23 protein-coding genes are annotated in these 24101 nt (G+C 44.0%); 2 read left to right on the plus strand and 21 right to left on the minus strand.

The window, feature by feature from the left end:
- Window positions 1-19 precede the first annotated feature (19 nt).
- From LQ188_RS13635 to mltG, 7 genes are all read right to left on the minus strand, one after another.
- Window positions 20-1771: a penicillin-binding transpeptidase domain-containing protein gene (locus tag LQ188_RS13635; RefSeq protein ID WP_101222637.1), complete on the minus strand. Its 1752-nt coding sequence runs from the start codon at window positions 1769-1771 to the stop codon at window positions 20-22.
- 118 nt (window positions 1772-1889) lie between these two features.
- The gene (gene greA, locus LQ188_RS13640) at window positions 1890-2366 is read right to left on the minus strand and encodes a transcription elongation factor GreA (protein ID WP_101222638.1); all 477 of its coding nucleotides are present in this window, start codon (window positions 2364-2366) and stop codon (window positions 1890-1892) included.
- 304 nt (window positions 2367-2670) lie between these two features.
- Complete coding sequence (udk, locus tag LQ188_RS13645; RefSeq protein ID WP_034308619.1) at window positions 2671-3309, minus strand: uridine kinase; 639 nt, start codon at window positions 3307-3309, stop codon at window positions 2671-2673.
- Between the two features lies 1 nt (window position 3310).
- A complete protein-coding gene (locus tag LQ188_RS13650; RefSeq protein ID WP_230177048.1) occupies window positions 3311-4582 on the minus strand; it encodes a U32 family peptidase in 1272 nt (423 codons plus the stop codon).
- 32 nt (window positions 4583-4614) lie between these two features.
- Entirely contained in the window at window positions 4615-5544 is a 930-nt protein-coding gene (locus LQ188_RS13655; protein WP_230177049.1) for a peptidase U32 family protein, read from the minus strand.
- The gene (locus LQ188_RS13660; protein ID WP_101222641.1) at window positions 5531-6196 is read right to left on the minus strand and encodes an O-methyltransferase; all 666 of its coding nucleotides are present in this window, start codon (window positions 6194-6196) and stop codon (window positions 5531-5533) included. Before LQ188_RS13660 ends, LQ188_RS13655 begins: the two co-directional genes overlap by 14 nt.
- Before the next feature lie 260 nt (window positions 6197-6456).
- Window positions 6457-7599, minus strand: a complete 1143-nt coding sequence (mltG, locus tag LQ188_RS13665; protein ID WP_230177050.1) for an endolytic transglycosylase MltG — start codon at window positions 7597-7599, stop codon at window positions 6457-6459.
- Between the two features lie 451 nt (window positions 7600-8050).
- Here mltG and LQ188_RS13670 point away from each other — a divergent pair, with 451 nt between their 5' ends.
- Window positions 8051-8233, plus strand: a complete 183-nt coding sequence (locus LQ188_RS13670; RefSeq protein ID WP_230177103.1) for a hypothetical protein — start codon at window positions 8051-8053, stop codon at window positions 8231-8233.
- A gap of 726 nt (window positions 8234-8959) precedes the next feature.
- On the opposite strand, the gene LQ188_RS13675 is transcribed toward LQ188_RS13670, so the two are convergent.
- The 14 genes from LQ188_RS13675 to LQ188_RS13740 form a co-directional block, all read right to left on the minus strand.
- A complete protein-coding gene (locus tag LQ188_RS13675; RefSeq protein ID WP_063232962.1) occupies window positions 8960-9250 on the minus strand; it encodes a DUF1292 domain-containing protein in 291 nt (96 codons plus the stop codon).
- An 11-nt stretch (window positions 9251-9261) separates the two neighbouring features.
- Window positions 9262-9687 carry a Holliday junction resolvase RuvX gene (ruvX, locus tag LQ188_RS13680; protein WP_034308633.1) on the minus strand — a complete coding sequence of 142 codons (426 nt, stop codon included), beginning with the start codon at window positions 9685-9687 and terminating at the stop codon, window positions 9262-9264.
- On the minus strand, window positions 9687-9956 hold the full coding sequence (locus LQ188_RS13685) for an IreB family regulatory phosphoprotein (protein ID WP_034311358.1): 270 nt from the start codon (window positions 9954-9956) through the stop codon (window positions 9687-9689). The genes ruvX and LQ188_RS13685 overlap by 1 nt, the downstream gene beginning before the upstream one ends.
- 66 nt (window positions 9957-10022) lie before the next feature.
- The gene (gene alaS / locus LQ188_RS13690) at window positions 10023-12659 is read right to left on the minus strand and encodes an alanine--tRNA ligase (RefSeq protein ID WP_230177051.1); all 2637 of its coding nucleotides are present in this window, start codon (window positions 12657-12659) and stop codon (window positions 10023-10025) included.
- A gap of 310 nt (window positions 12660-12969) precedes the next feature.
- The gene (locus LQ188_RS13695) at window positions 12970-14046 is read right to left on the minus strand and encodes an AI-2E family transporter (protein ID WP_230177052.1); all 1077 of its coding nucleotides are present in this window, start codon (window positions 14044-14046) and stop codon (window positions 12970-12972) included.
- A 226-nt stretch (window positions 14047-14272) separates the two neighbouring features.
- Complete coding sequence (locus LQ188_RS13700; RefSeq protein WP_034311361.1) at window positions 14273-14488, minus strand: hypothetical protein; 216 nt, start codon at window positions 14486-14488, stop codon at window positions 14273-14275.
- Complete coding sequence (locus tag LQ188_RS13705; RefSeq protein ID WP_230177053.1) at window positions 14478-14936, minus strand: PRC-barrel domain-containing protein; 459 nt, start codon at window positions 14934-14936, stop codon at window positions 14478-14480. Before LQ188_RS13705 ends, LQ188_RS13700 begins: the two co-directional genes overlap by 11 nt.
- Before the next feature lie 147 nt (window positions 14937-15083).
- Window positions 15084-15857, minus strand: a complete 774-nt coding sequence (locus tag LQ188_RS13710; RefSeq protein ID WP_230177054.1) for a TPM domain-containing protein — start codon at window positions 15855-15857, stop codon at window positions 15084-15086.
- Window positions 15857-16423 carry a LemA family protein gene (locus LQ188_RS13715; RefSeq protein WP_101222647.1) on the minus strand — a complete coding sequence of 189 codons (567 nt, stop codon included), beginning with the start codon at window positions 16421-16423 and terminating at the stop codon, window positions 15857-15859. The genes LQ188_RS13710 and LQ188_RS13715 overlap by 1 nt, the downstream gene beginning before the upstream one ends.
- Before the next feature lie 83 nt (window positions 16424-16506).
- Complete coding sequence (locus LQ188_RS13720) at window positions 16507-18912, minus strand: ATP-dependent RecD-like DNA helicase (protein WP_101222648.1); 2406 nt, start codon at window positions 18910-18912, stop codon at window positions 16507-16509.
- 36 nt (window positions 18913-18948) lie between these two features.
- Entirely contained in the window at window positions 18949-19614 is a 666-nt protein-coding gene (locus tag LQ188_RS13725) for a tetratricopeptide repeat protein (protein ID WP_230177055.1), read from the minus strand.
- Window positions 19615-19736: 122 nt separating this feature from the next.
- Window positions 19737-20852, minus strand: a complete 1116-nt coding sequence (gene mnmA / locus LQ188_RS13730; protein ID WP_101222649.1) for a tRNA 2-thiouridine(34) synthase MnmA — start codon at window positions 20850-20852, stop codon at window positions 19737-19739.
- Between the two features lie 29 nt (window positions 20853-20881).
- Window positions 20882-22027: a cysteine desulfurase family protein gene (locus tag LQ188_RS13735; RefSeq protein WP_230177056.1), complete on the minus strand. Its 1146-nt coding sequence runs from the start codon at window positions 22025-22027 to the stop codon at window positions 20882-20884.
- 60 nt (window positions 22028-22087) lie between these two features.
- A complete protein-coding gene (locus tag LQ188_RS13740; RefSeq protein WP_034308657.1) occupies window positions 22088-22507 on the minus strand; it encodes an Rrf2 family transcriptional regulator in 420 nt (139 codons plus the stop codon).
- Between the two features lie 497 nt (window positions 22508-23004).
- Here LQ188_RS13740 and LQ188_RS13745 point away from each other — a divergent pair, with 497 nt between their 5' ends.
- Window positions 23005-23997 (plus strand): nuclease-related domain-containing protein, encoded by a 993-nt coding sequence (locus LQ188_RS13745; protein WP_230177057.1) that lies wholly within the window; start codon window positions 23005-23007, stop codon window positions 23995-23997.
- Window positions 23998-24101 lie beyond the last annotated feature (104 nt).

Here is a 24101-nt window from a genome sequence, read left to right on the forward strand (position 1 = left end):
GGGTTTCCTACACTTTTCGTCAATTCTCGCTATTGTCCTGGTCCTTGGAGTACAGGACTTTTACAATATCTGAAAAAAGAGGCGTCATACTGGAACTGTTTTCCTTTGTTTCAAAACTTACGGTAACAAGAGCATATTTGGGATCTTTATATGGAAAGTAGCCCGCAAACCATTTATTGAGCTCCCCTTTTTCGATATTGGTCTGAGCTGTTCCAGACTTGCCGGCGACCTCAACAGGCAAATCTCTCAAGGCAGCGCCCGTCCCCTTCTCTTCCGTCACGACCTTCCTAAGAAGATGCTGCATCTTCATCGCCGTATATGGAGACAGTGTCTCGCCGCCAATACTTTGATTGGGAAAATCGACTACGGTCGTACTGTTGTTAAATTCGACCTTTGAAACGGCTTTGACCTGTTCTTTCTTGCCGCCGCGAGCAATCGTAGCCATCATATTCGCTATAGCGAGCGGTGTCGTTTGGACATCCTGCTGGCCAATTGCCGTTTTGGCAATCATTTTCGGATCTTTTTTTAAATCGTCATCATGCCAGACCTTACCGGCTTGTTCATGATGCAACTGAGTGACTTCGGTGTGATACACGTCCCCTTGCCAGCCCGTTTCACCAACCAGCCCTAACATTTTAGCGTATTTATCCAAAAAGTCCGGATCCTTCTCAGATATTTCCTGTGACAATTCGGCAAACGTCCTGTTGCAGCTTTGGGCAAAGCTATTTTCAAAATTAAGCATGCCCAGTTCCCTCTGTTTATCCGTTTTCCCGTCTATCGTCAAATTACAATTAAATGTCCGGGTGTGACTAGCGGCTTCATAATCGATGGCAGCTGCTGCCGTGACCGTTTTAAAGACGGAGCCCGGTGTTTTTTGAGTCAGCATCATATTGACGGCGCCTTCGCCATTCGGATCTTTTATATTAAGCGCCGGACGTGATACCATTGCGACGATTTCACTTTTTTCAATATCGATCAGTACAAGACCGCCTTTTTTTATCCCGCGTTCATCGACGAGCTTCTCCGCTTTTTCCTGAATTTCTTTATCGATCGTCGTCACGACCTTCACCGGGTAAAGCGGATTTGCAGGTTCCACATATTTAACATCGACACCGAACATTGGTCCTCCGCTGGCGTCCACGTGAAAAACGAGCTTCGATTCCCCAGCGGAAAGCAAGAACTCATCGAAGGTCCTTTGCAGCCCCGTATTGCCTATTTTCGTTTCAGGAGATAAATTCATGTCCGGATAACGTTTTTTCTTTTCCACATCTGATATATTCGTCGTGCCGATCAATTGCGCTGCAGGAGTTTGATCATGATATAATTTCTCGTTCACGGCAAAGACCCCGGGAATCTTCAGTTCATTGATTGCCTTCGATTGGCTGGATGACAACTCTATCGGTTCATCCCCGCCAAATACGAATGGTTCTTCCGCTTGTTCTATCGCACGTTTTAACTCCGCTTCCGATTTGCCTATTATCGAGGCCACTTCATCTATAGGCCATGTCATTTTTTTCAAAAATGGAAATAGGACGAGCGTCGGGATTTCTTCATGTGCAAGCGGTTCTCCATTTCTGTCATAAAACTTTCCGCGTCCATCATCAATCTTTAATATCTGTGAACGCTGATTCACGCTTGCCTCTAACAGGTTCACATTATGCTTTGAAAAAGATTCTGTCGATACAAGTTGAATGTAGGCAAGCCTGCCTATGAGCATCAGCATGAAAGCGGTCAAAAAAAGAGCCAGCAACCTCATTCGTTTCTTTTTCATAAAATACACCTCGTAACCATTGTTGACGAGGTGCGAATTTTTAAACAATTTCGAACAAATTTACGGGGCATTTTTCCATAAAAAAGAGGATGCCCAATGGACATCCTTTTGCATTTAATTAGTCGATGGAAACAATCTTGACGCTCATTTCGCCGCCAGGTGTCATGATTGATACCTTGTCACCGACCCTTTTCCCTATCAGGCTTTTCGCGATCGGGGAATCATTGGAGATTTTCCCTTCGAATGGATCCGCTTCAACGCTTCCTACGATGGAATATGTTTCTTCGTCACCATTTGGAAGTTCAACGAATGTTACCGACTTTCCAAGTGAAACTGTATCTGTATTCGAATCATTGCCTTCAATGATTTTTGCATTACGGATCATGTTTTCGATAGTTGTAATACGTCCTTCAACGAAAGCCTGCTCTTCTTTTGCGGAATCGTACTCTGAGTTCTCGGAAAGGTCTCCAAAACTGCGGGCGATTTTGATTCTTTCCACCACTTCTTTACGTTTAACCGTTTTTAACTGTTCCAGTTCCTGTTCAAGCTTTAACTTACCTTCAATAGTCATTGGATATTCTTTTTCAATTGCCAAAACCCTTCACTCCTTCAAATTCTTTACAGCAAGCATTCGCTGTGACAAGTTTATGTACTATATAGTGCTTAACCCAGAAATCGAGTCAGAATATATAATTGCGCGACTTAAAAAGTACGCGCTTCGATACTAAGAAACATCCGTTCCTTAGTATATAAACCGACTGCGGTGTGCAGCCGGTTCGTTCTGTATCAAGAATAGAGTATTGCGTTTTCCAACATTTGTCCAGTCTTTCCCAATAAATAGTTGGGATTATTTAAATAAACGGAGGAAAATGGCACCTATCATTATTTATGCTATGTTATTACAAAAAAGACTTTTGTTCAAGGATTGTTTGAATTTTTGTCACCATGAGGTCAATTGCCACATGGTTTTGACCGCCTTCCGGAATGATGATGTCGGCATAACGCTTCGTCGGTTCTATGAATTGATTATGCATCGGCCGAACGACACTGATGTATTGTTCGATGACGGAATCTATGGAACGGCCGCGTTCTTTAATATCACGGGTCATCCGACGAAGGATCCGCAAGTCTGCATCCGTATCAACATATAGCTTCATATCCATCAGGTCCCGGAGGCGCTCGTCCTCCAGCACAAGAATCCCTTCAAGGATGATGACATCCTGGGGCTCAACTGTGATGACTTCTTCCGAACGCGTATGGATCGAATAATCATAAACCGGTTTTTCTATCGTTTCATAGCGCAGCAATGCGTTAATGTGATCGATTAGCAAATCATTATCAAAGGCAAGCGGATGATCATAGTTCGTTTTCAAGCGCTCTTCAAAAGGCAGATGACTTTGATCTTTATAGTAATAATCTTGTTCGATCATCAGGATGGAATGTCCTTGAAAGAATTCAAAAATGGAACGGGTAACACTTGTTTTACCTGATCCAGACCCTCCGGTAACTCCGATGACCACTGGTTTCTTTCTTGTCATGTCAATTCTCCTTCCGCATCATATTGTTCACATAAACTCTATTATCTACTTGAATGCGGACAATTTGAAGCGGATGGCGGGCTGCCTCCAGCTCCTTACCTGACTCATCCCAGATCGTACCGATTTTTTGAGTGAAGTTTTCGATTTCCGGTCCAAAAAACTCCACTTCATCTCCAGGCTTGAAGAAGTTACGTTGCTGCATGGTAACGATTTTAGTTTCCTCGTCGTAATCAAGCACCAACCCTGCGAAGTCGAAGCGAGTCTTTACGGTATGATTCCCGAACATTTGCTGTTTATACCCAGGAATTTCACCTTCCATGAACGATGATGCCGTCTCACGATTCGCACACTTATCAAGCTCTTCCAGCCATTCTTGTTCAATCTTGAAATTGTCCGGATCGGCACAATACGCATCAATCACTTTACGATAGACGCTGACAACTGTTGCTATATAATGAATGGACTTCATTCTTCCTTCGACTTTTAAGCTGTCTATGCCAATTTCAATCATGCCTGGCAGTGATTCAATCAGCTTCAAGTCTTTTGGACTCATTGCGAATGGAGCATCTTCTTTATCGAATAAAGCCTTCTCCCCGTCTTGATCCAACTCATATAAATCATAATCCCAACGGCAAGACTGACAGCAGCCGCCGCGATTCGAATCACGCGCCGTCATATGGTTCGAAAGGGTGCATCGTCCAGAATAGGCAATGCACATGGCTCCATGAACGAAAGCCTCGATTTCGATATCGACCTTCTCCTTCATTTCACGGATTTCATCAGCACTCGTCTCACGTGCCAAAACCACCCGCTCCAAGCCTTCCTCTTTCCAATACTGAACAGCCTTCCAGTTCGATAGCGATTGCTGTGTGCTTAAATGGATCTCGACGTTCGGAGCGACACGTTTACAGGTTTCGATGATTAATGGATCGGCTACGATGATACCATGAACCCCAGCCTCCTGAAGTCCTTCCAGGTAATCATCCAGGCCATCGATATTTTCATTATGGGCGAAGATATTTGTCGTTACATATACTTTAGCGCCATACTTTTTAGCGAATTCGACGCCTTCCTTCATTTCCTCAAACGTGAAGTTGCCGGCATTGGAACGAAGACCATATTCCTGACCACCAATGAACACGGCATCCGCGCCGTAATGGACGGCAATTTTTAATTTTTCAAGGTTGCCGGCCGGAGCCAGCAATTCCGGTTTTTTTACAATGACTCTCTTTCCATCAACGATCTTGGAAATTTTATCAGCAATAGCATTCAAGGCTATTCCTCCTCTTTCTCTTACCCTTTTCTTTAATAAACCGATTCTTTAAAGAAGAACCCGGTATCCAACTCGCGGTTATCCGGCTGCACCGCTTTGACCTTTTCAAAGAGCTCAGATTTCATATCATCATAACGGTCAGGGTCTTCAGCACATACGTCAATCGCTTCCCGATATAGCTTTGTCATTTCAATGATATACTCCGGTGTTTGCAATACCCCTTCGATTTTCAATGAATCGATTTCCGCTTCAATCAATTCCTGAAGTTCATCAATCATGCACATATCATTCGGACTCATGATATGTGTGCCATTTTCATCTTCATAAATCGGATATTTATTTTCACGTTCCTTATCATGCAAGAACATACTTCTATTTTCCTTCCGATTTTCCACTTCCATTGCCTTGCCTTGGTATTCAAAGTAATTACCTAGAAGCGTACGCTTCGATTGGAACATGCATGTCATGCCGTGCACTTGCACTTCAATCTCCACTTCGGCATTTTCCTTCATTTCCACTATCTCGTCCAGACTTATCTCACGGGCAGCCACGGCACGGACTGCACCGCGTTTCCCCCAGTAATTACATGTGTACCAGTTCGTTACCGTCATCTCTGTATTCCAGTGCAGGGGCATATCAGGTGCCACTGCACGGACAGCCATCAAGACTGCGGGATCACCGAATATGATCCGGTCGGCACCAGCTTCTTTAAGGAAAGTGACATACCCTTCAAGCTCGTCCACTTTTTCATTATGAAATATGGCGTTCATGGATACATACACTTTCTTGCCCGCGGCATGTGCAAGCTCAATCGCCTTCTCGACATCTTCACGTTTGAACTCTCCTGCCAGCCTTAGTGCATAGCGTTGTTCGCCAATGACGAAGGCGTCAGCGCCTGCACCGATGAGTTCTGTTATATGATCGACACTTGTCGGAGTTACGAGTAATTCAGGCTTTTTCATTTTTGTCACCTCTATGTTTACTTATGGCCACACCATCACCAATCGGCAAAATTACGGTATCGAAATTGGGATGGTCTTGTAACCAGATGTTAAAGTCTCTGATTTTTTTGATGAGAGCTCGCTTTCTTCTCGTCATTTCCATTTCTTCAATGTTTTCGGCAACCAGGCCTTTGAATAAAACATTATCAGTAATGATTATGCCAGCACCAGCCAGGAACGGTTCAAACAGCTCAAAGAATCGTTTGTACTGCCCTTTAGCTGCATCAACGAAGATGATATCAAACGGACCATGTTCCATGACTTTCGGTCCAGCTTCAAGGGCATCCCCTTCAATGAGGGTGATCCTTTCCGACAGTCCCGCCTTCTTGAAGTTAGCTCTTGCCTGCTCAATACGGGCTTCATTCCGTTCAAGTGTGACGATTCGAGCTTCCGGAAGGGTCTCAGCCATCCTTATTGCCGAATAGCCAATCGCCGAACCAACCTCCAATATCGCCTTAGGCTGATGAAGCCTTAAAATCTGAAGCAGCACCTCAATGCCTTCGGGCTCCATAATCGGCACATTATTTTCCATCGCAAAATCTTCCAACTCCTTAAGCAAACCCGTACGCTCCGGAATTAAGGAATGAAGATATTGTTCTATTTTTCCGTTCAAAACGTTTCCTCCAATTATAAGGAAAACAAAAGCGCTTGGTCAGTATCATGAAGAAATTGATAGGTCAATTTCCTCACAAGGAGCAGCTGAAACAAGTATGCTTGACGATCTACATTTCCTTATCTTTCAAAATAAAACCCGGCATTCGCCGAGTTACGTCACCGATAGGAATCGGATCTAAAATTCACTTGTACTATTCTATCATAAAAACAAGGGGAAAGTAATATCTCTCCCCCCTCAGTCTCATTGCATTTTTTTATTTATTTATTGGAAATATGCTCTGCCTTTTTGACATTGTGGTCATCCAAGGTCTTCGAGTAAAGGACTTCCCCTTCAGGTGTTGCCAAAAAGTATAGGTAATCCGTTTTCTCAGGCTTCAGTACCGCATCGATCGATGTCGTTCCGGCATTTGCAATCGGCCCTGGAGGCAGCCCTTTATTCTTATACGTATTATAAGGCGATTTCACCTCAAGGTCTTTATAATACACCCTGCTCTTATGTGAACCTTTTGCATACAAAACGGTCGGATCCGTTTGAAGCGGCATATCTTCCTCGATACGATTGTAAAAGACGGAAGCTATTTTTCCGCGATCGACCTGTGCCGTCGCCTCTTCTTCAACAAGCGAAGCGAAGGTCAGCATCTCATGTACGGAATAATCGTTTTTGTCCATCTGGGTCTCGTATGCCTGCAACGTCTCTTCGGTTTTCTTCAGCATCTCGATGACGATCGATTCCAGTGTCGGCTTTTCCTCATAAAAGTCATAAGTAGCTGGGAAAAGGTATCCTTCAAGCGGATATAAAACCTTTTCATTTTCAATTTCCGAGGTCAAGAGCTGCGGAAATTTCTCTTGCATGGAATTAACGAATTTCTTATCATTCAATTTCTTAAAGACCTTTTTCGGATCTTCACCCGTCTTCACTGCGATGATATCGGCAATTTGAACAAGCTGCTTTCCTTCAGGAATCGTTATCTTCATTGCAGCTTCCTTCATGAGTTTTCCGGTTTTGATGCTTGTGACGATATCTTCAATTGGCATGGAAGGTGATAATTTATACTCTCCTGCCTGAAAACCGGATTCATTGCGGAATTTAATATAATATTTGAAAACGCGTGCGTCCTTGATTATCCCCTGCTCTTCAAGCAGTGTTGAAATTCCGTTAACGGAAGAACCGATTGGGATTTTCACTTTCTTGATGGTGTCATCATCCGGATCGACTGGTTTCATGGCTGAGTTGATATATAAAAAGCCCACAAGACCAACTATCCCAATTAGTACAATAAGCGAAGCAATCGTAATCATGATGATTTTACGAACCAGCTTGGCTTCTCCTTGCTGTTCTAACAATTTCATTCGGATATGTTCCTTTTTAGATAAATTTTTATCTTTTTCATCCATGTTCATTCCCCCTGCAAACTCACACCAACTACAGAATGGTTTCTAGATGATGCTTTCTCTAATTAATCTTTGCTTCGAACATTATACTAAAATCAACAAATAATTACATGTTTTTTGCAAAACTACATTCATCAATACTCTATTTATGGCAAAAACGCACTAGTTTTGTCAATATACAGGTGTGATTTAATAGGAAAATAGTGATATCTTTGTCTAAAGTTTTTTTGAGGGTATATTGATTTTCGCTCCAGGCACTCGCTTTCCGCGGGCGGTCCGGGAGCCTCCTCGGCTTACGCCTGCGGGGTCTCCCCTAGACGCGCTTTTCCCGCAGGAGTCTCGCACCTACTCTACAATCAACTTTGTTTTAATTATTTACTCAGCTTAAAAATTTGTTTCCTGCATGTGTCAGGCATTTCAGGCAAGGGCAGGAATATTCATATAGGAATGCCATAAAAATTTGAAGAAAAAGAAAGGTGTGAAGGAGTTGGATAATTCTTATTTTGTAGGTTGGGGGACATTGGCACTCATAAACGCCGGACTTGCTCAAGGTAAAAATAGAACGGCGTTGAATTGGTTCTTGCTATCATTATTTTTAGGTCCGTTCGCCACTTTTATGCTTTTATTCGCAGAGAAAAGATAAGGTGTTACTGGTACATAAATGAAAAAAAACGACCTTCATGTCCACAGTTTATTACAGGTTTATTGAACGTTTATTTGTTTTCAGGCACTCGCTCCAATCGATTCAGATAGTAACCCTTTTGCCTAAAAAAGTAGCTCAGAATGGTCACAACCGAACCATGAAATGTTATTTGGTGGTGGACTTAAATTTCCACTCCAGGCACTCGCTTTCCGCGGGCGGTCTCGGGAGCCTCCTCGGCTTCCGCCTGCGGGGTCTCCTTAGACACGCTTTCCCCGCAGGAGTCTCGCACCTTCCGTTCCAATCGACTTTGTATTAAAATTTCAGATTGAAACCCTTTTGCCTAAAAAAGTGGCTCGGAATGGTCACAACCGAACCATGAAATGTTATTTGGTGGCGGACTTAAATTTCCACTCCAGGTACTCGCTTTCCGCGGGCGGTCTCGGGAGCCTCCTCGGCTTCCGCCTGCGGGGTCTCCTTAGACACGCTTTTCCAGCAGGAGTCTCGCATCTTCCGTTCCAATCGACTTTGTATTAAAAATTCAGATTGAAACCCTTTTGCCTAAAAAAGTGGCTCGGAATGTCACAACCGAACCATGAAATGTTATTTGGTGGTGGACTTGAATTTCCACTCCAGGTACACGCTTTTCCCGCAGGAGTCTCGCACCTTTCGTTCCAAATCTTCCTCTTTTCAAAAAAAAAACCGACCTTTAAGGGCCGGTTTTTTCTCTTATTCTTCTTCCGCTTCTTCTTGGTCAAGGAATGTATTTAACATTTCTTCGACAAGATCCCACTCTTCTTCTGTTTCGATCGGTGTAAGTTCACCATCTTTATTATCTTCGCTCGGTACGAATGATGAAGCGTGGATTTCGATTTCTTCCTCATCATCTTCTGCAGACATCGGATAGTAAAGTACATAAGATTTGTTGAATTTATCTGAGTCGAATGTGAAAAGGATTTCGCAAAGCTGCTCGTTTCCGTTTTCATCTACTACTGTAATGTTGTTTTCGCCGTGTTCCATTTGTATTCACCTCATATTGAATTTGTTTGTCTGTCCAAGAATCCTTGCAGAATCATGACAGCCGCCATTTTATCAATGACTTTCTTGCGTTTGCTTCGGCTCACGTCCGCCTCAAGAAGGACACGTTCAGCCGCCATAGTTGTCAACCGTTCATCCCAGAGAAACACCGGCAGCTTGAATTTGTTTTCTAATCGTTTAGCGAAATCTTGGCTGATCTCGCCTCGCGGTCCAACGGTACCATTCATGTTTTTAGGTAAACCGAGGACAATTTTAGAAACATCATGCTCTTTTATGATTTCATTGAGGCGTTTAAAGCCGAAGTCATTTCCAGCTTCGTTAATTTTGATCGTTTCCAATCCTTGTGCAGTCCAACCCATCGCGTCACTCAGGGCAACGCCGATGGTTTTTGAACCTAAATCAAGTCCCATTGTGCGCATTAGTATTCCTCTCGATGGTTCTTAAGATACGACTTAACCAATTCTTCGATGATTTCATCGCGTTCAAGCTTACGAATAATGTTTCGAGCATCCATATGGCGCGGGATGTAGGCCGGGTCACCAGATAATAGATAACCGACAATCTGGTTTATCGGATTATAACCTTTTTCCTGAAGTGCAACATAAACTTGAGACAATACTTCTTGTACATCTCTTTCGAATGGTTCTTCGGGAAAATTAAATTTCATCGTTTTATCAAAGGAACTCATAAACATGCACCTCTCCTCAGCGTCCAGAATCCACTATTACCTACATTGTACAACACTTTCCATTGATTATGAAATCGATAAGACCCATTCTTCAACAAAATTAAGCGCTGCATCCAATTTTTCCGGGTCTTTTCCGCCGGCTTGGGCCATATCTGGACGTCCGCCACCGCCGCCGCCGCAACGGGAAGCAACTTCTTTGACCAATTTACCAGCATGGAAGCCGCGGTCGATGTAATCCTTAGTCACCCCGGCAATCAAATTGACTTTATCACCTTGGGCCGAACCTAATACGATAATGACAGAATCGAGCTTTTGTTTCAAATCATCCGCCATGGCACGCAGATTATTCATGTCGGTAGCTTGAACCTTCGCCACCAATACTTGAACGCCATTTACGTCTTTTACGTTAGAAACAAGGCTGCTTGCTTCAATATTACTTAATTTTGCAGTAAGGCTTTCATTTTCACGATGAAGATCCTTCACTTCAGCTAGTACCGTTTCAATTCTTGAAGGTACATCTTTCAAGTTCGTTTTCAATTTGGCAGCCGCGTCTTTCAAGACACCGATTTGATCAGTCATCAATTTGTATGCCCCTGCACCCGTTACCGCTTCAATACGGCGAGTACCTGCACCGATGCCGCTTTCAGATACGATTTTGAACAAGCCGATTACCGCTGTATTCGGAACGTGGACACCCCCGCAAAGCTCAAGGCTGTAATCGCCGATTTGAACGACACGGACAATCTTGCCGTATTTTTCGCCGAACAACGCCATTGCGCCCATAGCCTTAGCTTCCTCGACGTTTTTATAGTCTGTATTCACTTGTAAGCTTTGCCAAATCTTTTCATTTACAATCGTTTCGATTTGTTCAATCTCTTCAGCCGTTATCTGGCCAAAATGAGAGAAGTCGAAGCGAAGGCGTTCAGCCTGTACGAGTGAACCTGCTTGATTGACATGTGTACCAAGCACATCTTTCAACGCCTGATGAAGAAGATGCGTCGCTGTATGATTTTTCGTGATATGGATCCGATTTTCTTGATTTACCGTAGCAACGATATCGGAATCTGCTGTTAAAGTGCCGGCAGTAACTGTTACACGGTGCAGATTTTGGCCATTAGGAGCCTTTTGGACATCATGGACATCAACCTTCACTGATTCACTGGCCATCGTTCCTATATCGGCTATTTGTCCGCCGCTTTCCGCATAGAAAGGAGTTTTGTTCAGTATCACTTGAACTTCTTCACCTTCTTGTGCCTCCGTTACAAGCTCGCCATTTTTTACTATGGCAGCAACTTTGGCTTCGACAGCGACTTGATCATAGCCGACAAATTCACTTTCAACTTTAATATCTCCCAATACCCCGCCTTGGATTTGCATGGAATCCACATCTTGACGCGCTGAACGGGCACGTTCACGCTGTGCATCCATTTCCTTTTCAAATCCAGCATGATCGACCGTCATGCCTTCTTCTTCTGCATATTCTTCCGTTAACTCAATCGGGAAGCCATATGTGTCATATAAACGGAATGCATCACTGCCAGGAATGGTTGTACCGCCTTTTTCCTTTTCCTTTTTAATGACTTCAGAAAGGATGGCGAGTCCATCATTTAGAGTTTCATGGAAGCGTTCCTCTTCATTCTTGATTACTTTTGCAATGAACTCTTTATTCTTAAGGACTTCAGGGTAGAAGTCTTTCATGATTTCGCCGACAACCGTCACAAGCTCGAACATGAATGGTCGATTGATGTTGATTTGCTTAGCATACCGAACCGCTCTGCGGAGTAAACGGCGCAATACATAACCGCGGCCTTCGTTGGATGGAAGAGCCCCGTCACCTACTGCAAAGGCTACCGTACGAATATGGTCTGCAATGACCTTGAATGCAACATCTTTTTCTGAATCAACACCATACTTCACATCGGAAATCTCTTCGACTGCCCGGATGATCGGCATGAATAAATCTGTATCATAGTTCGTCGCCACATCTTGAACGACGGAAGCCATACGTTCAAGGCCCATGCCTGTATCGATATTTTTCTTTGGAAGCGGTGTGTAAGAACCGTCCGGATTATGGTTGAATTGGGAAAACACAAGATTCCAGACTTCTAGATGCCTTTCATTTTCCCCGCCTGGATATAATTCCGGATCATTCGGATCATCGCCATATGCTGGTCCGCGGTCATAGAAAATCTCTGTGTTCGGGCCGCTTGGACCTTCACCGATATCCCAGAAGTTCTCCTCCAGGCGAATGATCCTTTCAGCAGGAACACCGATTTTCTTATTCCAGAGTTCGAATGCTTCATCATCTTCAGGATGGATCGTCACAGCCAATTTGTCTTTGTCGAACCCAATCCATTTTTCATCGGTCAAAAATTCCCATGCCCATGTGATGGCTTCTTCTTTGAAATATTCACCAATGGAGAAGTTTCCGAGCATTTCGAAGAACGTATGATGACGTGCCGTTTTCCCTACGTTTTCAATATCGTTTGTACGGATGGCCTTTTGAGCATTTGTAATCCTTGGATTTTCAGGAATCACCCGTCCATCAAAATATTTCTTTAACGTCGCCACCCCGGAATTGATCCAAAGCAATGATGGATCTTCATGAGGAACCAATGACGCACTTGGTTCGATGTTATGGCCTTTTTCACTAAAAAAATCTAAATACATTTGGCGGATTTGAGCACCAGTTAAATACTTCATATATATATCCTCCTTTAAAAATTATGTAATTTTGAGCACACAAAAAACCCCCATCCCAAAAACAGGGACGAGAGTTGACTCGCGGTACCACCCTGATTATGGACGCAGGAATTCATCCCAGGACCATCACCTTCATAAAAGCCTTAACGCGGCATGACGGCAGGTATTAGCTGCTCTCAGGACTAGCTTTCTGCTGCTCTTCACCTTACAGCCCCTTTCAGCCTGGGGGACCACTCTCTTTTAGATGGACTTCAGCATACTTCATCCTTCAACGAATTATCTTATGTAATGGATTATATTCACAAGACTTTTATTTGTCAATAAGGGGCGGCTTCTTTCTAAAGTGAACGCGGGCATGAAGTACAAAAACTTTCAATACTGCCAATATAGGAATTGAAAGGACCATGCCCATGATACCTCCTATTTCACCCCCGGCCAATAATGCGAGCATGATGAACAGTGGATGCATATGGAGGCTTTTACCGACTATAAGCGGCGAAAGGATATTTCCCTCAAGAAATTGAAGTACAAGCACGATGACCGCGATGATTAACACCATCTTAACCGACATTGTCGCGGCGATGACCAGTGCAGGAATCGCCCCAATAATCGGTCCGAAATAAGGAATGACATTCGTTATCCCGATTATCGCCCCCAATAGAAGCGGATATTGCATTCCGACTATCCAGAAGAGCAGCGAGGAAATCAAACCGATCACGACACAGACGATGATTTGTCCGCGGATATAGCCGCCAAGCGACGCATCCACATCACGAATGAATGCCCGTCCCTGCTTGCGCCATTTTTTCGGCGTCATATACCATGCCATTTTTTTTAAAACAGTGAAATCTTTCAGGATATAAAATGCGATGAATGGAATCAATGCAATCAGGACGATGAAATCAATCATCTTCATTGCATACTCCATCGCCTTTTCAGGTATACGCTTCAGCCAATCTTCGAAAAGGGTGACACCTTCTTCGAACCTTTCATGAATTCCGAACGGCCAGGCCGCCGTTTGATGATTGAGTTTATCGATGCTGCCCCGGTACTGTTCAACCAGTTCCGGCACGCTTTCCGACAGCTCGCGGACCTGGCTGACGATCACTGGAATGCCTTTATAAACAGCAAAGCCGATCCCTCCGAAAAACAATAAATAGATGATCGTAATCGAAAGCCAGCGACGCATCCCCTTCTCATTTAAATATTCCACTACAGGGTGGAGCAAGTAACTGATGAACGCGCCAATCAAAAAAGGCAGCAGTACCGTCACACATACAGCAACGACAGGTCCCCACATGGGCTTAAGTTTCATAAAAATATAGATAACGAAAAATAAGAGCAATAAAAAACCCAGGCGATAAAACCACTTTAGACGAATACTCACAATAAACACCTCCCGCTCATTTATTCTTCGAAAGGCGGGAGGTTTTCATACATAAAAAAGAGTGCCCTCATTATCAGGACACCCATTCCTGCTATAATAATGATTTTAATCTTTTGCGTATTTTCTTCATGTTCCGTTTAAACATCTTCGAGTTCATCAAGTCCGAACCCATATTCATTAGAGTATTGCGTGAACGTCTAGCCATTGCAAACACCTCTTCCGTTATTTACATACCGAAGCGGCGGTCATTTTCCTCAAACAAATCGTCCAATGAGCTTAAACTTCCATCTTCCTCGACTTGGTGCGTATTTATGAGCCCTTCGGATAGAGTCATTTCAATAAAGCAATTCCAACAATAATATTGATTTACGCCAATCTTCCCAACATCTTTACTGCGGCAATTCGGACATTTAATTTCCAAAATGGACACCTCACTGTTCATAAACTGAAACAATGATGGTATCCTTCCCTAATGCAGGCGGCTGTTTTGATTCTATCACTGTCGACTCCGAGAAAAACCCATCCGTTGTTTCATACGCTATAATCGTGCCCATTTTTTCCTTGAAATATACATCCTGCAGTAAACCAAGCTCTTCGCCCATTTCTGAAAAAAGCATGCGTCCCAATAATTCGTCCTTCGAGAGGCAAATGGAATCCGCAGGCACCTTCCTTAAGGTTGAATCCTGTTGCATGATGACGATCCCATCTGGACCGAATGAAGAAATATCGTCGAGTTTCAAATGAAAAGCTCTTTTGAACAATGCATGTTGATGAACGACCAAGCCTGTTACCTGCCCCATTTCAGAAATTGATAAATCGTGGACCGTACCGATTCTTTCTCCTTTGATTGTAAAAACCGGCATCCCTTTCAATAAAGAAAACGTCCGCAAGGTCATCCCGCCTTTCCGAACATTTTTATTATCTCTTTACTATTGTAAATAGATGTGCTGAAAGGTTTTCCATTGTTGGTCCCTCTTCCGGTAAAACAGAAACCAGGCCATAAAAAAAGACCGGTTTCCCGGTCTAATACACTTACTTTACCATCCTCTGCTGGCACCTCCGCCACCGGAACTTCCGCCGCCGCCGCCCCGTGGACCGCCGCTGCCGCCTCCACGGCCGCCGCCACCTCCGCGACTGATGATTATCAAAAGGATATTGATTAGCGTTTGAAGGAAAAATCCTTTAAAGAACTTGGCATCGAGGATTACTACGATGATGACTAAGATGATAATGAGGAAAATCTGTAAACCTGATGGCTGAAAGGTTTCTGACTCGGGCTGAACGGAGAGATCTTGATAAAACTCGTCACCTAGGTCGTATTCTTTCGTGACATCGTTATATACAGCCTTATAGGTCTCCGTCAGGGCAACATCATATTTACCCTCTTTCAGCGCAGGGATAGCCACATCATCCAAAATCTGTCCAGATCTTATATCGGTAATGGCCCCTTCCAAACCGTACCCCACTTCAATGCGGATTTTCTGTTCTTCCATGGCCAGCACAATGAGGACTCCATTGTTCAGCTCGGCATCACCAAGCTTGAATGATCTAAATGCCTCGACCGAGTACTCCTCGATTTCGGATCCTTCCATCGAATCAACCGTCAAAACGGAAATTTGTGCTTTTGTGGCATCATCCAATCGTTTCCCAAGTTCGATGAGTTCGGATTTTTCCTGATCATCCAGGACTCCAGCAAAGTCCTGAACATATATATCCCCAACTGGTTCAGGGATGTTAGGTTGTGCTGCGGCTACGTTTGCTAAACCGAACGTGAGAATGAAGAATAGCGCAAACACAGCGAGTCTTTTCATTATTTATCGCTCCCGAAATCAACCTTTGGCGTTTCTTTTTCTTGATCGGTCACTTCAAAATATGGTTTGGCATCGAACCCGAACACTCCTGCCATCATATTCTTCGGAAAGCGTTTAATCATTTTATTATAGTTGGTAACTTCATCATTATAGTCTTTTCGTGCTACCGTCAGCCGATTTTCCGTTCCTTCCAAACTATCCATGAGACCCTTAAAGTTCTCATTGGCCTTTAAATCCGGATAGTTTTCGACAACCACCAAAAGTCGGCTCAAGGCCCCACTCAATTCTTGATCGGCATCAATCGCATCTTCAGTGGAATTGGCACCGGCCAGCTTCGAGCGTGCATCACTCACCGCTTTAATGGCTTCCGTTTCATGCGAAGCATAACCCTTCACCGTTTCGACAAGATTTGGAATCAAATCCGCTCTTCGTTTTAATTGATTATCCACTTGCGACCATTTATTGTCGACGTCTTCACTGGCACTTACAAGGCCGTTGTATGAAGATGCCCCATAAATGACAAGTAAAACGACAATGACTATTCCTATTATCCAACCTTTTTTCATCAAATCCCCCCTACTCTTTCACATATTAGTTATAATTCCACCAAAACTATGAATTTTAAACAAAATGCATCCAAAAGAACCCGCTACATAAAATCATAAGGCGTGACATTCTCCATCCCGATCATCGGGTCAGCATGCATGAGAATATCAAGATAACTCGATTGTTGCGGTACTTCTCCCTTTTCCGCCGGCATTTCTTCTTCGCTCAAAATCTCCCGCAGCTTTTCACGCAAAGTCGTTTTGCGGCGCATCTCATCATTACGCTCGATCCCTAAACGGAATGCATCTTCTTCACCACAAAGGATCAAGAAATTTTTACTGCGCGTAATCGCCGTATACAATAAATTACGTCGGAGCATCCGATAATAGCTTTTCACTACAGGTAAAATGACAATGGGGAATTCGCTTCCCTGCGACTTATGGATGGAGCAGCAATATGCATGTGTGATCTGGTTCAAGTCCTGCTTCGTGTATGTCACCTCGATGCCTTCGAACGATATGATTACTTTATCGACATGATCGGTATTTTCTTTAGCGAACAATATGGACACGATTTCTCCCATATCGCCATTAAAGACACCCTCCTCTGGCTGGTTCACCAGTTGAAGCACCTTATCTCCCGTTCTGTATATTACGTCTCCGAATTTTATTTCCCGCCGCTTTTCATCCGCATTGCTATTGAACACTTCCTGAAGCATTTTATTCAGTGCATCAATCCCGGCAGGCCCTCTATACATGGGAGCCAGCACCTGTATATCCTTGGCCGTGAAGCCTTTCGTCCTGGCATTGGCAACGACTTTCTCGATTACTTGGGCGATTTGACCGGTTTGGCAGCGAATGAACGATCGGTCTTCTTGCTGTTTCGTGACATCAGCCGGAAGCCTTCCCTTTTTGATTTCATGGGCCAATTCAATGATCGACGAGCCATCGGCTTGACGATAAATATGTTCCAGACTGACAGTCGGTACACAATTCGATGCAAGCAAATCCTTTAAAACCTGCCCAGGGCCAACAGATGGCAGCTGATCTTCATCACCAACCAATATCACTTGGACATTTTCCGGCAGAGCTTTAAACAATTGATGGGCCAGCCACGTATCCACCATGGAAACCTCATCGATGATTACAATACGGCCATCCAGCTGATTATCCTCATCATGGGAAAAGCCTTCACTCCCGTTCCACCCGAGCAAACGGTGGATCGTAACAGCGGGAAGCCCAGTCGATTCGGCCATGCGTTTCGCTGCACGGCCAGTAGGAGCCGCAAGTACGAATGGAAATGGATCGCTTCCTTCTTTTTTATAATCGTTAATGTCCATTGATACGCCATGCAGCTCTGCATATAGCTCAACGATTCCTTTAATGACTGTCGTTTTACCGGTACCCGGTCCGCCCGTCAAGATTAACATGGGTGATTGCAGGGCCGTTTGGATCGCTTCCTTTTGGGCCGGGGCATAAGAAACATCCAGACGCTCTTCCAGCTCCCCAAGTGCAAGCAAGAACTCCGATTCGGGGAACTGGTCCTCATACTCGGTTTGAGCAAGCAGCCTCTTGATGTTCATTACGATTCCCTTTTCCGAATAGAATAGCGAAGGCGGATAAATTCGTTGATCCTCGACAACTATTTTCCCCTCTTGCGTCAATTCGATTATTTCCGAGGAAATGTTCGTGAATTCAATGCGATCCCGTTTATTTTCCTCCAGCAGCCGTTTGACTGCTTCCAAAAGCTGCTCGGCTTCTATGTAGATATTTCCGTCCTGCAGGCATTGTGATTCAAGCGTATATAAGCATGCAGCCTTGATTCGGTCGGGATGGCTGCCGGAAATGCCCAGCTGATGCCCAAGCTCATCCGCCCGTCCAAAACCAATCCCTTCAATATCCTCTACGAGCTTATACGGATTCCCCTGAACCATCGTGATCGTATCCTGTTTATACATTTGATATATCTTCATCGACAACTGCGGACCGAAGCCATATTGATTCAGGGCGATCATCACCTGCTCCAGACCTTGATGCTCGACCAATGTATCATAGAGGCCCTTTGCCTTTTCACCGGATAGCTTCGGGATATCATCAAGCAGCGAGGGCTGAGCCAGAATTTTTGAAATTGCCTTTTCACCCAGTGTCTCAACAATGCTTTCAGCTGTTTTCTTCCCAATGCCCTTGAAAAGGTCACCTGATAAATAACTGACGATGCCTTCCTTGGATTGAGGCAAATCCTTGCGAAAATGCTCTACATGAAATTGAAGGCCAAAACGCGGATGTTCCTTCATGGCCCCATAAAAAATATAGATCTCATCCTCATGCATCCTTGGAAAATAACCAGTTACGACCGCTTCCTTCTCTTCATAATTCAGATTCGTTTCATGCACACGAATTCTTACAACCGAGTACATATTTTCTTCATTATGAAAGATCGTCACTAAATGACTTCCCTTCATGAACATTTTCTCTTCTGAAAACAAATCCAACGAGTCTTGCTGGCTCAACGCTTCTCCCCACCTTTCCATGCATATGCTTTTTATTTACTCTGCATTCATTTCTTCCAACAGTTTCTTACCGTGTGCAGCAAGCATATGGTCTGGCTGTGCTTCCAAAGCCTTGTCAAAATAAGCCATCGCTGCTTGAGCATCCTCACGATACCCTGCAAACGCAACACCTAAATTATAATAAGCATCCGCATGTCCCGGATCCTGTTCCACAACTAAATTCAGCTGGTTGATCAATTCATCATATAATTCCGCATTAGCAAGACATAACGCATATTGGAATCTTGCATCAACGTCCTCAGGGCTCAGCTCCACCGTTCTCTGTAAATAAGGCATCGCCAATTTCGGCTGATCCAATGCCATCATTGTCAATCCAAGCATGAAGTAAGCATCGCTGTTATCCAGTCCCAATCGGATTGCCTTTTCGAACATATCCTTCGCTTCGCCTAGTTTAGAATCTGATTCATAATATAAGTTTCCTAATGAATAGTAAGCCGCTGCCGCATTTTCATCCAGCTCGATCGCCTTTTTGTAAAACTTGACCGCTTTTTCCGTTTCACCAACGGCAGTCAATACATTCCCAAAGTTTATGTAGGCAACTGGCTCATTCGGATTTTCCTCGATCGCCTCATTAAAAACCTTCGCCGCTTCTTCGTATTTCCCTTGCTGCATAAATTCAATTCCTTGTTGATTCTTATCCATATCCATTCACACTCCATTTTTATATTAAAAAGTATAGCATAAGCCAGTGGCCGAATTCAGGCGGTATACCCGCAATCCAAAAGAAGTCCCCAACCGCAAACACAGCTGGGGACATGCTTATTTTACCCTACGTAAGTCAGTTTTTCACCTTTTTTAAATACTTCATCAATCGTACCGCCGCCAAGGCATACTTCACCTTCATAGAATACGACTGCTTGTCCAGGTGTGATCGCGCGGACTGGCTCGTCAAAGATGACTTCGACGTCACCATTGTCCAAGACCTTCACCTTAACACCGCTATCCTCTTGACGGTACCTGAACTTTGCCGTACATGTAAATTCACCCGCAGGTATATGTTCCGCTACCCAGCTGACATTAACTGCACGAAGGGAATTGGAATACAGTACATCATTATCAAAGCCTTGACACACATATAAAACATTGCGCTTCAAGTCTTTTCCCGCAACAAACCAAGGTTCGCCGCTGCCGCCGATCCCTAGACCGTGACGCTGACCGATGGTGTAATACATCAATCCGTCATGCTTGCCCATGACCTTGCCATCCATCGTGACCATATCACCGGGCTGAGCTGGGAGGTAATTGCTTAAAAACTCTTTGAAATTGCGTTCACCGATAAAACAGATGCCTGTAGAATCTTTTTTCGTTGCCGTGGCAAGACCCGCTTCTTTCGCAATTTCACGGACTTCCTTCTTATCAATGTGTCCAAGCGGAAACATGACTTTTTCCAACTGTTCTTGAGTAAGCTGGTTCAAGAAGTACGTTTGATCTTTATTATTATCGACACCGCGAAGCATTTTGTATTCGCCATCCCGGTATTCAACCTGTGCGTAATGACCTGTAGCCACATAATCGGCACCAAGGCTTACGGCATGTTCAAGAAATGCCTTGAACTTGATTTCCTTATTGCACATTACATCCGGATTCGGGGTACGGCCCGCTTTATACTCATCCAAGAAATATGTGAAAACTTTATCCCAATACTGCTTTTCAAAATTGACCGCATAATAAGGGATGCCGATTTGATTACAAACGGCAATTACATCATTGTAATCTTCCGTTGCCGTACAGACTCCGTTTTCATCTGTATCATCCCAGTTCTTCATGAAAATCCCGACCACATCATAGCCTTGATTCTTCAATAGCAGGGCTGACACAGAAGAATCCACGCCTCCTGACATACCCACGACGACGCGGGTGTCCTGTGGTGCTTTTCTCATTCTGTCACCTCATTTATTTAAAGTGAGAATTATCTTCTCACTAATCTATTAACGATTTTAACGGTGGTTTCAGCCGCTTGCCTTACTTCCTCTTCCGTGTTGTTCAGACCGAAGCTGTAACGAATCGAATTCTTCGTCCGCTCCGAATCTTTCCCGAACATCGACACAAGCACATGCGACGGATCGATTGACCCAGCAGTACAAGCGGATCCGCTCGATACAGCAACACCTGCCAAGTCCATATTAACGAGCATCGATTCCACATTCGTACCAGGAAAACTAACATTCAGCAAATGCGGCAGCGACTGTTCCATAGATCCGTTAATTTCATATTGTACATCCGCCTCATCCAAGACGGCAAGCAATACGTCTTTAAAACGCTTGTATTGCTCCTTTTTCTTTTCCATCGTGCTTTGTGCAATTAAAACAGCTTCTGCAAAACCGGCAATTGCAGGCACGCTCTCCGTACCAGCACGGCGCTTGCGTTCTTGTTCCCCGCCATATAAATGAGGATTCAGCTTCAAGCCTTCACGTATATAAAGAAAGCCGATTCCTTTTGGACCGTTGATTTTATGTGCGGATACGCTAAGCAAATCCACACCCAACTCACGGACGTCGATAGAGATCAAACCATATGCCTGAACCGCATCCGTATGGAAAATGGCTTGATGCCCGTTGAGCAGCTGCCCAATTTCAGCAATCGGCTGGACCGTTCCAACCTCATTATTGCCGAACATGACCGAAACCAAAATCGTGTCATCCCGCAATGCGGCCTTTAAATCGGCAATTGAAATAAGCCCCGCTTCATTCACAGGTAAATATGTGACCTCAAAGCCAGACTTCTCAAGGTATTGGCATGTATGCAATACCGCATGATGCTCAATCTCCGTAGTAATGATGTGCTTTCCTTGTTCTTTATAAGCATTCGCAACACCAATGATCGCCGTATTATCCGCCTCGGTTCCGCCGCTCGTGAAAATGATTTCATTCCGCCCCGCACCGATGCTCGCTGCAATACTCGAACGCGCTTCATCCAAAACATGGCGCGCCTCCCGCCCGAACGCATGAATGCTCGACGGATTCCCGAAGTCATTGCTCATGACCGTCATCATCCTATCGATCACATTCGGATGCATCGGTGAAGTCGCAGCATGATCTAAATATATTCTGTCCACTTTTTTGTCGCCTCCATTAAAAAACGCAAGCGCCTACATAATAGGCGCATTGCTAATCACTTAAATATAGTACATATAAGAATCGATTTCACCCGTATCCTTGTAGCTCGCCAAATCCATAAGCGTCGTATTATCCAATACATCCTTCACAGCATCGCGAATCCGGATCCAAAGCTGGCGCTTCACCGGCTCCTCATCCTCAATTCCTTCAACAGGGGTAATCGGCCCTTCCAATACACGAATCACATCACCCGAAGTAATCTCCTGAGGATCCTTAGACAGGACATACCCGCCATACGCACCGCGCACACTCTTCACCAATCCCGCATTACGAAGCGGCGCAATCAACTGCTCCAAATAATGCTCCGACAGATTATGCGTCTGGGCAATCGATTTCAAACTCTTCGGGCCTTCTCCATAATGTTTTGCAAGCTCGATCATAATCGTCAAACCATAACGGCCTTTAGTAGATATCTTCATACATATACACCTCAAATTATTTATCCGTTTCTAAATTCTTTTGAAATTATAGCATATTCCCGCCGGAAATGCATTCACCCGCCCTTCATTTGTCAAATTATCCTAATTGGAGAGGTAGGAAAAGATATAAAAAGGTTGGGTTAGGACGGATTTTTTGCCTGGACGGTCGGATTTTTGCGGGGATAGGTCGAATCTTTCGCTCGGACGGCAGGATTATTGTGTGCTAGAACGAATTTTTCGCTTGGAAGCTGGATTATTTACGCTAGGTCGGATTTTTCGCCCGGACGGCAGGATTATTGGGTGCTAGAACGAATTTTTCGCTTGGAAGCTGGATTATTTGCGCCAGGTCGGATTTTTCGCTCGAACGGTCGGATTATTGCAGAGATAGGTCGAATTAATACAAAAGTCCATCCATGCCACATTTAATTTCACTAAAATACAGGAAATCACTTTATTAACCGAGAATACTTCACTTAAATCTATAAGGAGTGGTTATCATGATCATTAAAAACTGCAAGAGGCCTTTAAAAATAGACATGCTCGAAGCTCTGATGAGACGCTTACCTCCTGGGCATGCGAAGCACCCGGCAATTATTGAAGATATTAAAAAAATCAAGGCTGGATACAACGGTGAAAACAGAGTCTTTCAATCTCTTAAATCCCTTCCTGAAAAAGAGTATCTACCCTTTCATGACCTCCGACTTATTGGATCACCTTTCCCCTTCCAAATGGACATCCTCATTCTCACATCCTCTTTCCTTTTAATCCTTGAAGTCAAAAACATGGCTGGTGAAATTTTTTTCGATAATGCATTCAATCAACTTATCCGTACAAATCCAGATGGAAAAACCGAAGCTTTTGATGATCCCATATTGCAAGTGAGCCGGCAGCGTCAGCACTTGTTAGACTGGTTAAAAACAAAAAGAACGAACAACCTTCCAGTTGAAACTCTCGTAGTCAGTGCCAATTCTTCAACGATCATTCGGGCCGGGAATACGGATATTAATAGAATAGTGACACGTAAGGATCGGATTCTACTTAAAATTGAGGAATTAAAAAACAAGTATAACGAAGCGGTCCTTTCTACTAGAGCAATGAAACGATTATCGAATTTATTGCTTGATAGTCACATCCCTTATTTTCCTAAACCGCTCGAGAATTATAGAATTCCGATTACCGCCCTCCAAACCGGAGCATTCTGCGATAAGTGTCATGCATTTTCGATGGAGCGGAAATCAAGAAAATGGATTTACCGTACCTGTTTGGATGTTTCCCTCGATGCACATATTTCGGCACTATATGATTATCTATACCTCGTCAAACCTACCATTACCAACAGGGAATTTCGAAACTTCCTACAACTCCAATCCCCATCCAGTGCAAAAAAACTATTACTTTCACTAAAACTGAATCATTCCGGCCATACTAGAGGCAGAGTTTATCTATTAAATTCTCTCATAGAAGGAGAGGTCGGATTATTACGTCGGTAGGTCGGATTAGTCCTCTGGTAGGTCGGATTTTTCCGCCGGTAGGTCGAATTAGTCACCTGCTAGGTCGGATTTTCCGCCGGTAGGTTGAATAAGTTCCCCGCTAG

Origin of the sequence: Peribacillus sp. Bi134 (genome assembly GCF_918698065.1) — a bacterium.
Classification (GTDB): domain Bacteria; phylum Bacillota; class Bacilli; order Bacillales; family DSM-1321; genus Peribacillus.

What these genes read in the sequence shown, in the direction of transcription:
- LQ188_RS13635 (WP_101222637.1), bottom strand. Translation starts at nt 1,771, where the DNA reads ATGAAAAAGAAACGAATGAGGTTGCTGGCTCTTTTTTTGACCGCTTTC.
- udk (WP_034308619.1), bottom strand. Translation starts at nt 3,309, where the DNA reads ATGACAAGAAAGAAACCAGTGGTCATCGGAGTTACCGGAGGGTCTGGA.
- LQ188_RS13655 (WP_230177049.1), bottom strand. Translation starts at nt 5,544, where the DNA reads ATGAAAAAGCCTGAATTACTCGTAACTCCGACAAGTGTCGATCATATA.
- mltG (WP_230177050.1), bottom strand. Translation starts at nt 7,599, where the DNA reads ATGAACATGGATGAAAAAGATAAAAATTTATCTAAAAAGGAACATATC.
- LQ188_RS13675 (WP_063232962.1), bottom strand. Translation starts at nt 9,250, where the DNA reads ATGGAACACGGCGAAAACAACATTACAGTAGTAGATGAAAACGGAAAC.
- ruvX (WP_034308633.1), bottom strand. Translation starts at nt 9,687, where the DNA reads ATGCGCACAATGGGACTTGATTTAGGTTCAAAAACCATCGGCGTTGCC.
- LQ188_RS13685 (WP_034311358.1), bottom strand. Translation starts at nt 9,956, where the DNA reads ATGAGTTCCTTTGATAAAACGATGAAATTTAATTTTCCCGAAGAACCA.
- alaS (WP_230177051.1), bottom strand. Translation starts at nt 12,659, where the DNA reads ATGAAGTATTTAACTGGTGCTCAAATCCGCCAAATGTATTTAGATTTT.
- LQ188_RS13700 (WP_034311361.1), bottom strand. Translation starts at nt 14,488, where the DNA reads ATGAACAGTGAGGTGTCCATTTTGGAAATTAAATGTCCGAATTGCCGC.
- LQ188_RS13710 (WP_230177054.1), bottom strand. Translation starts at nt 15,857, where the DNA reads ATGAAAAGACTCGCTGTGTTTGCGCTATTCTTCATTCTCACGTTCGGT.
- LQ188_RS13715 (WP_101222647.1), bottom strand. Translation starts at nt 16,423, where the DNA reads ATGAAAAAAGGTTGGATAATAGGAATAGTCATTGTCGTTTTACTTGTC.
- LQ188_RS13725 (WP_230177055.1), bottom strand. Translation starts at nt 19,614, where the DNA reads ATGGATAAGAATCAACAAGGAATTGAATTTATGCAGCAAGGGAAATAC.
- mnmA (WP_101222649.1), bottom strand. Translation starts at nt 20,852, where the DNA reads ATGAGAAAAGCACCACAGGACACCCGCGTCGTCGTGGGTATGTCAGGA.
- LQ188_RS13740 (WP_034308657.1), bottom strand. Translation starts at nt 22,507, where the DNA reads ATGAAGATATCTACTAAAGGCCGTTATGGTTTGACGATTATGATCGAG.
- LQ188_RS13745 (WP_230177057.1), top strand. Translation starts at nt 23,005, where the DNA reads ATGATCATTAAAAACTGCAAGAGGCCTTTAAAAATAGACATGCTCGAA.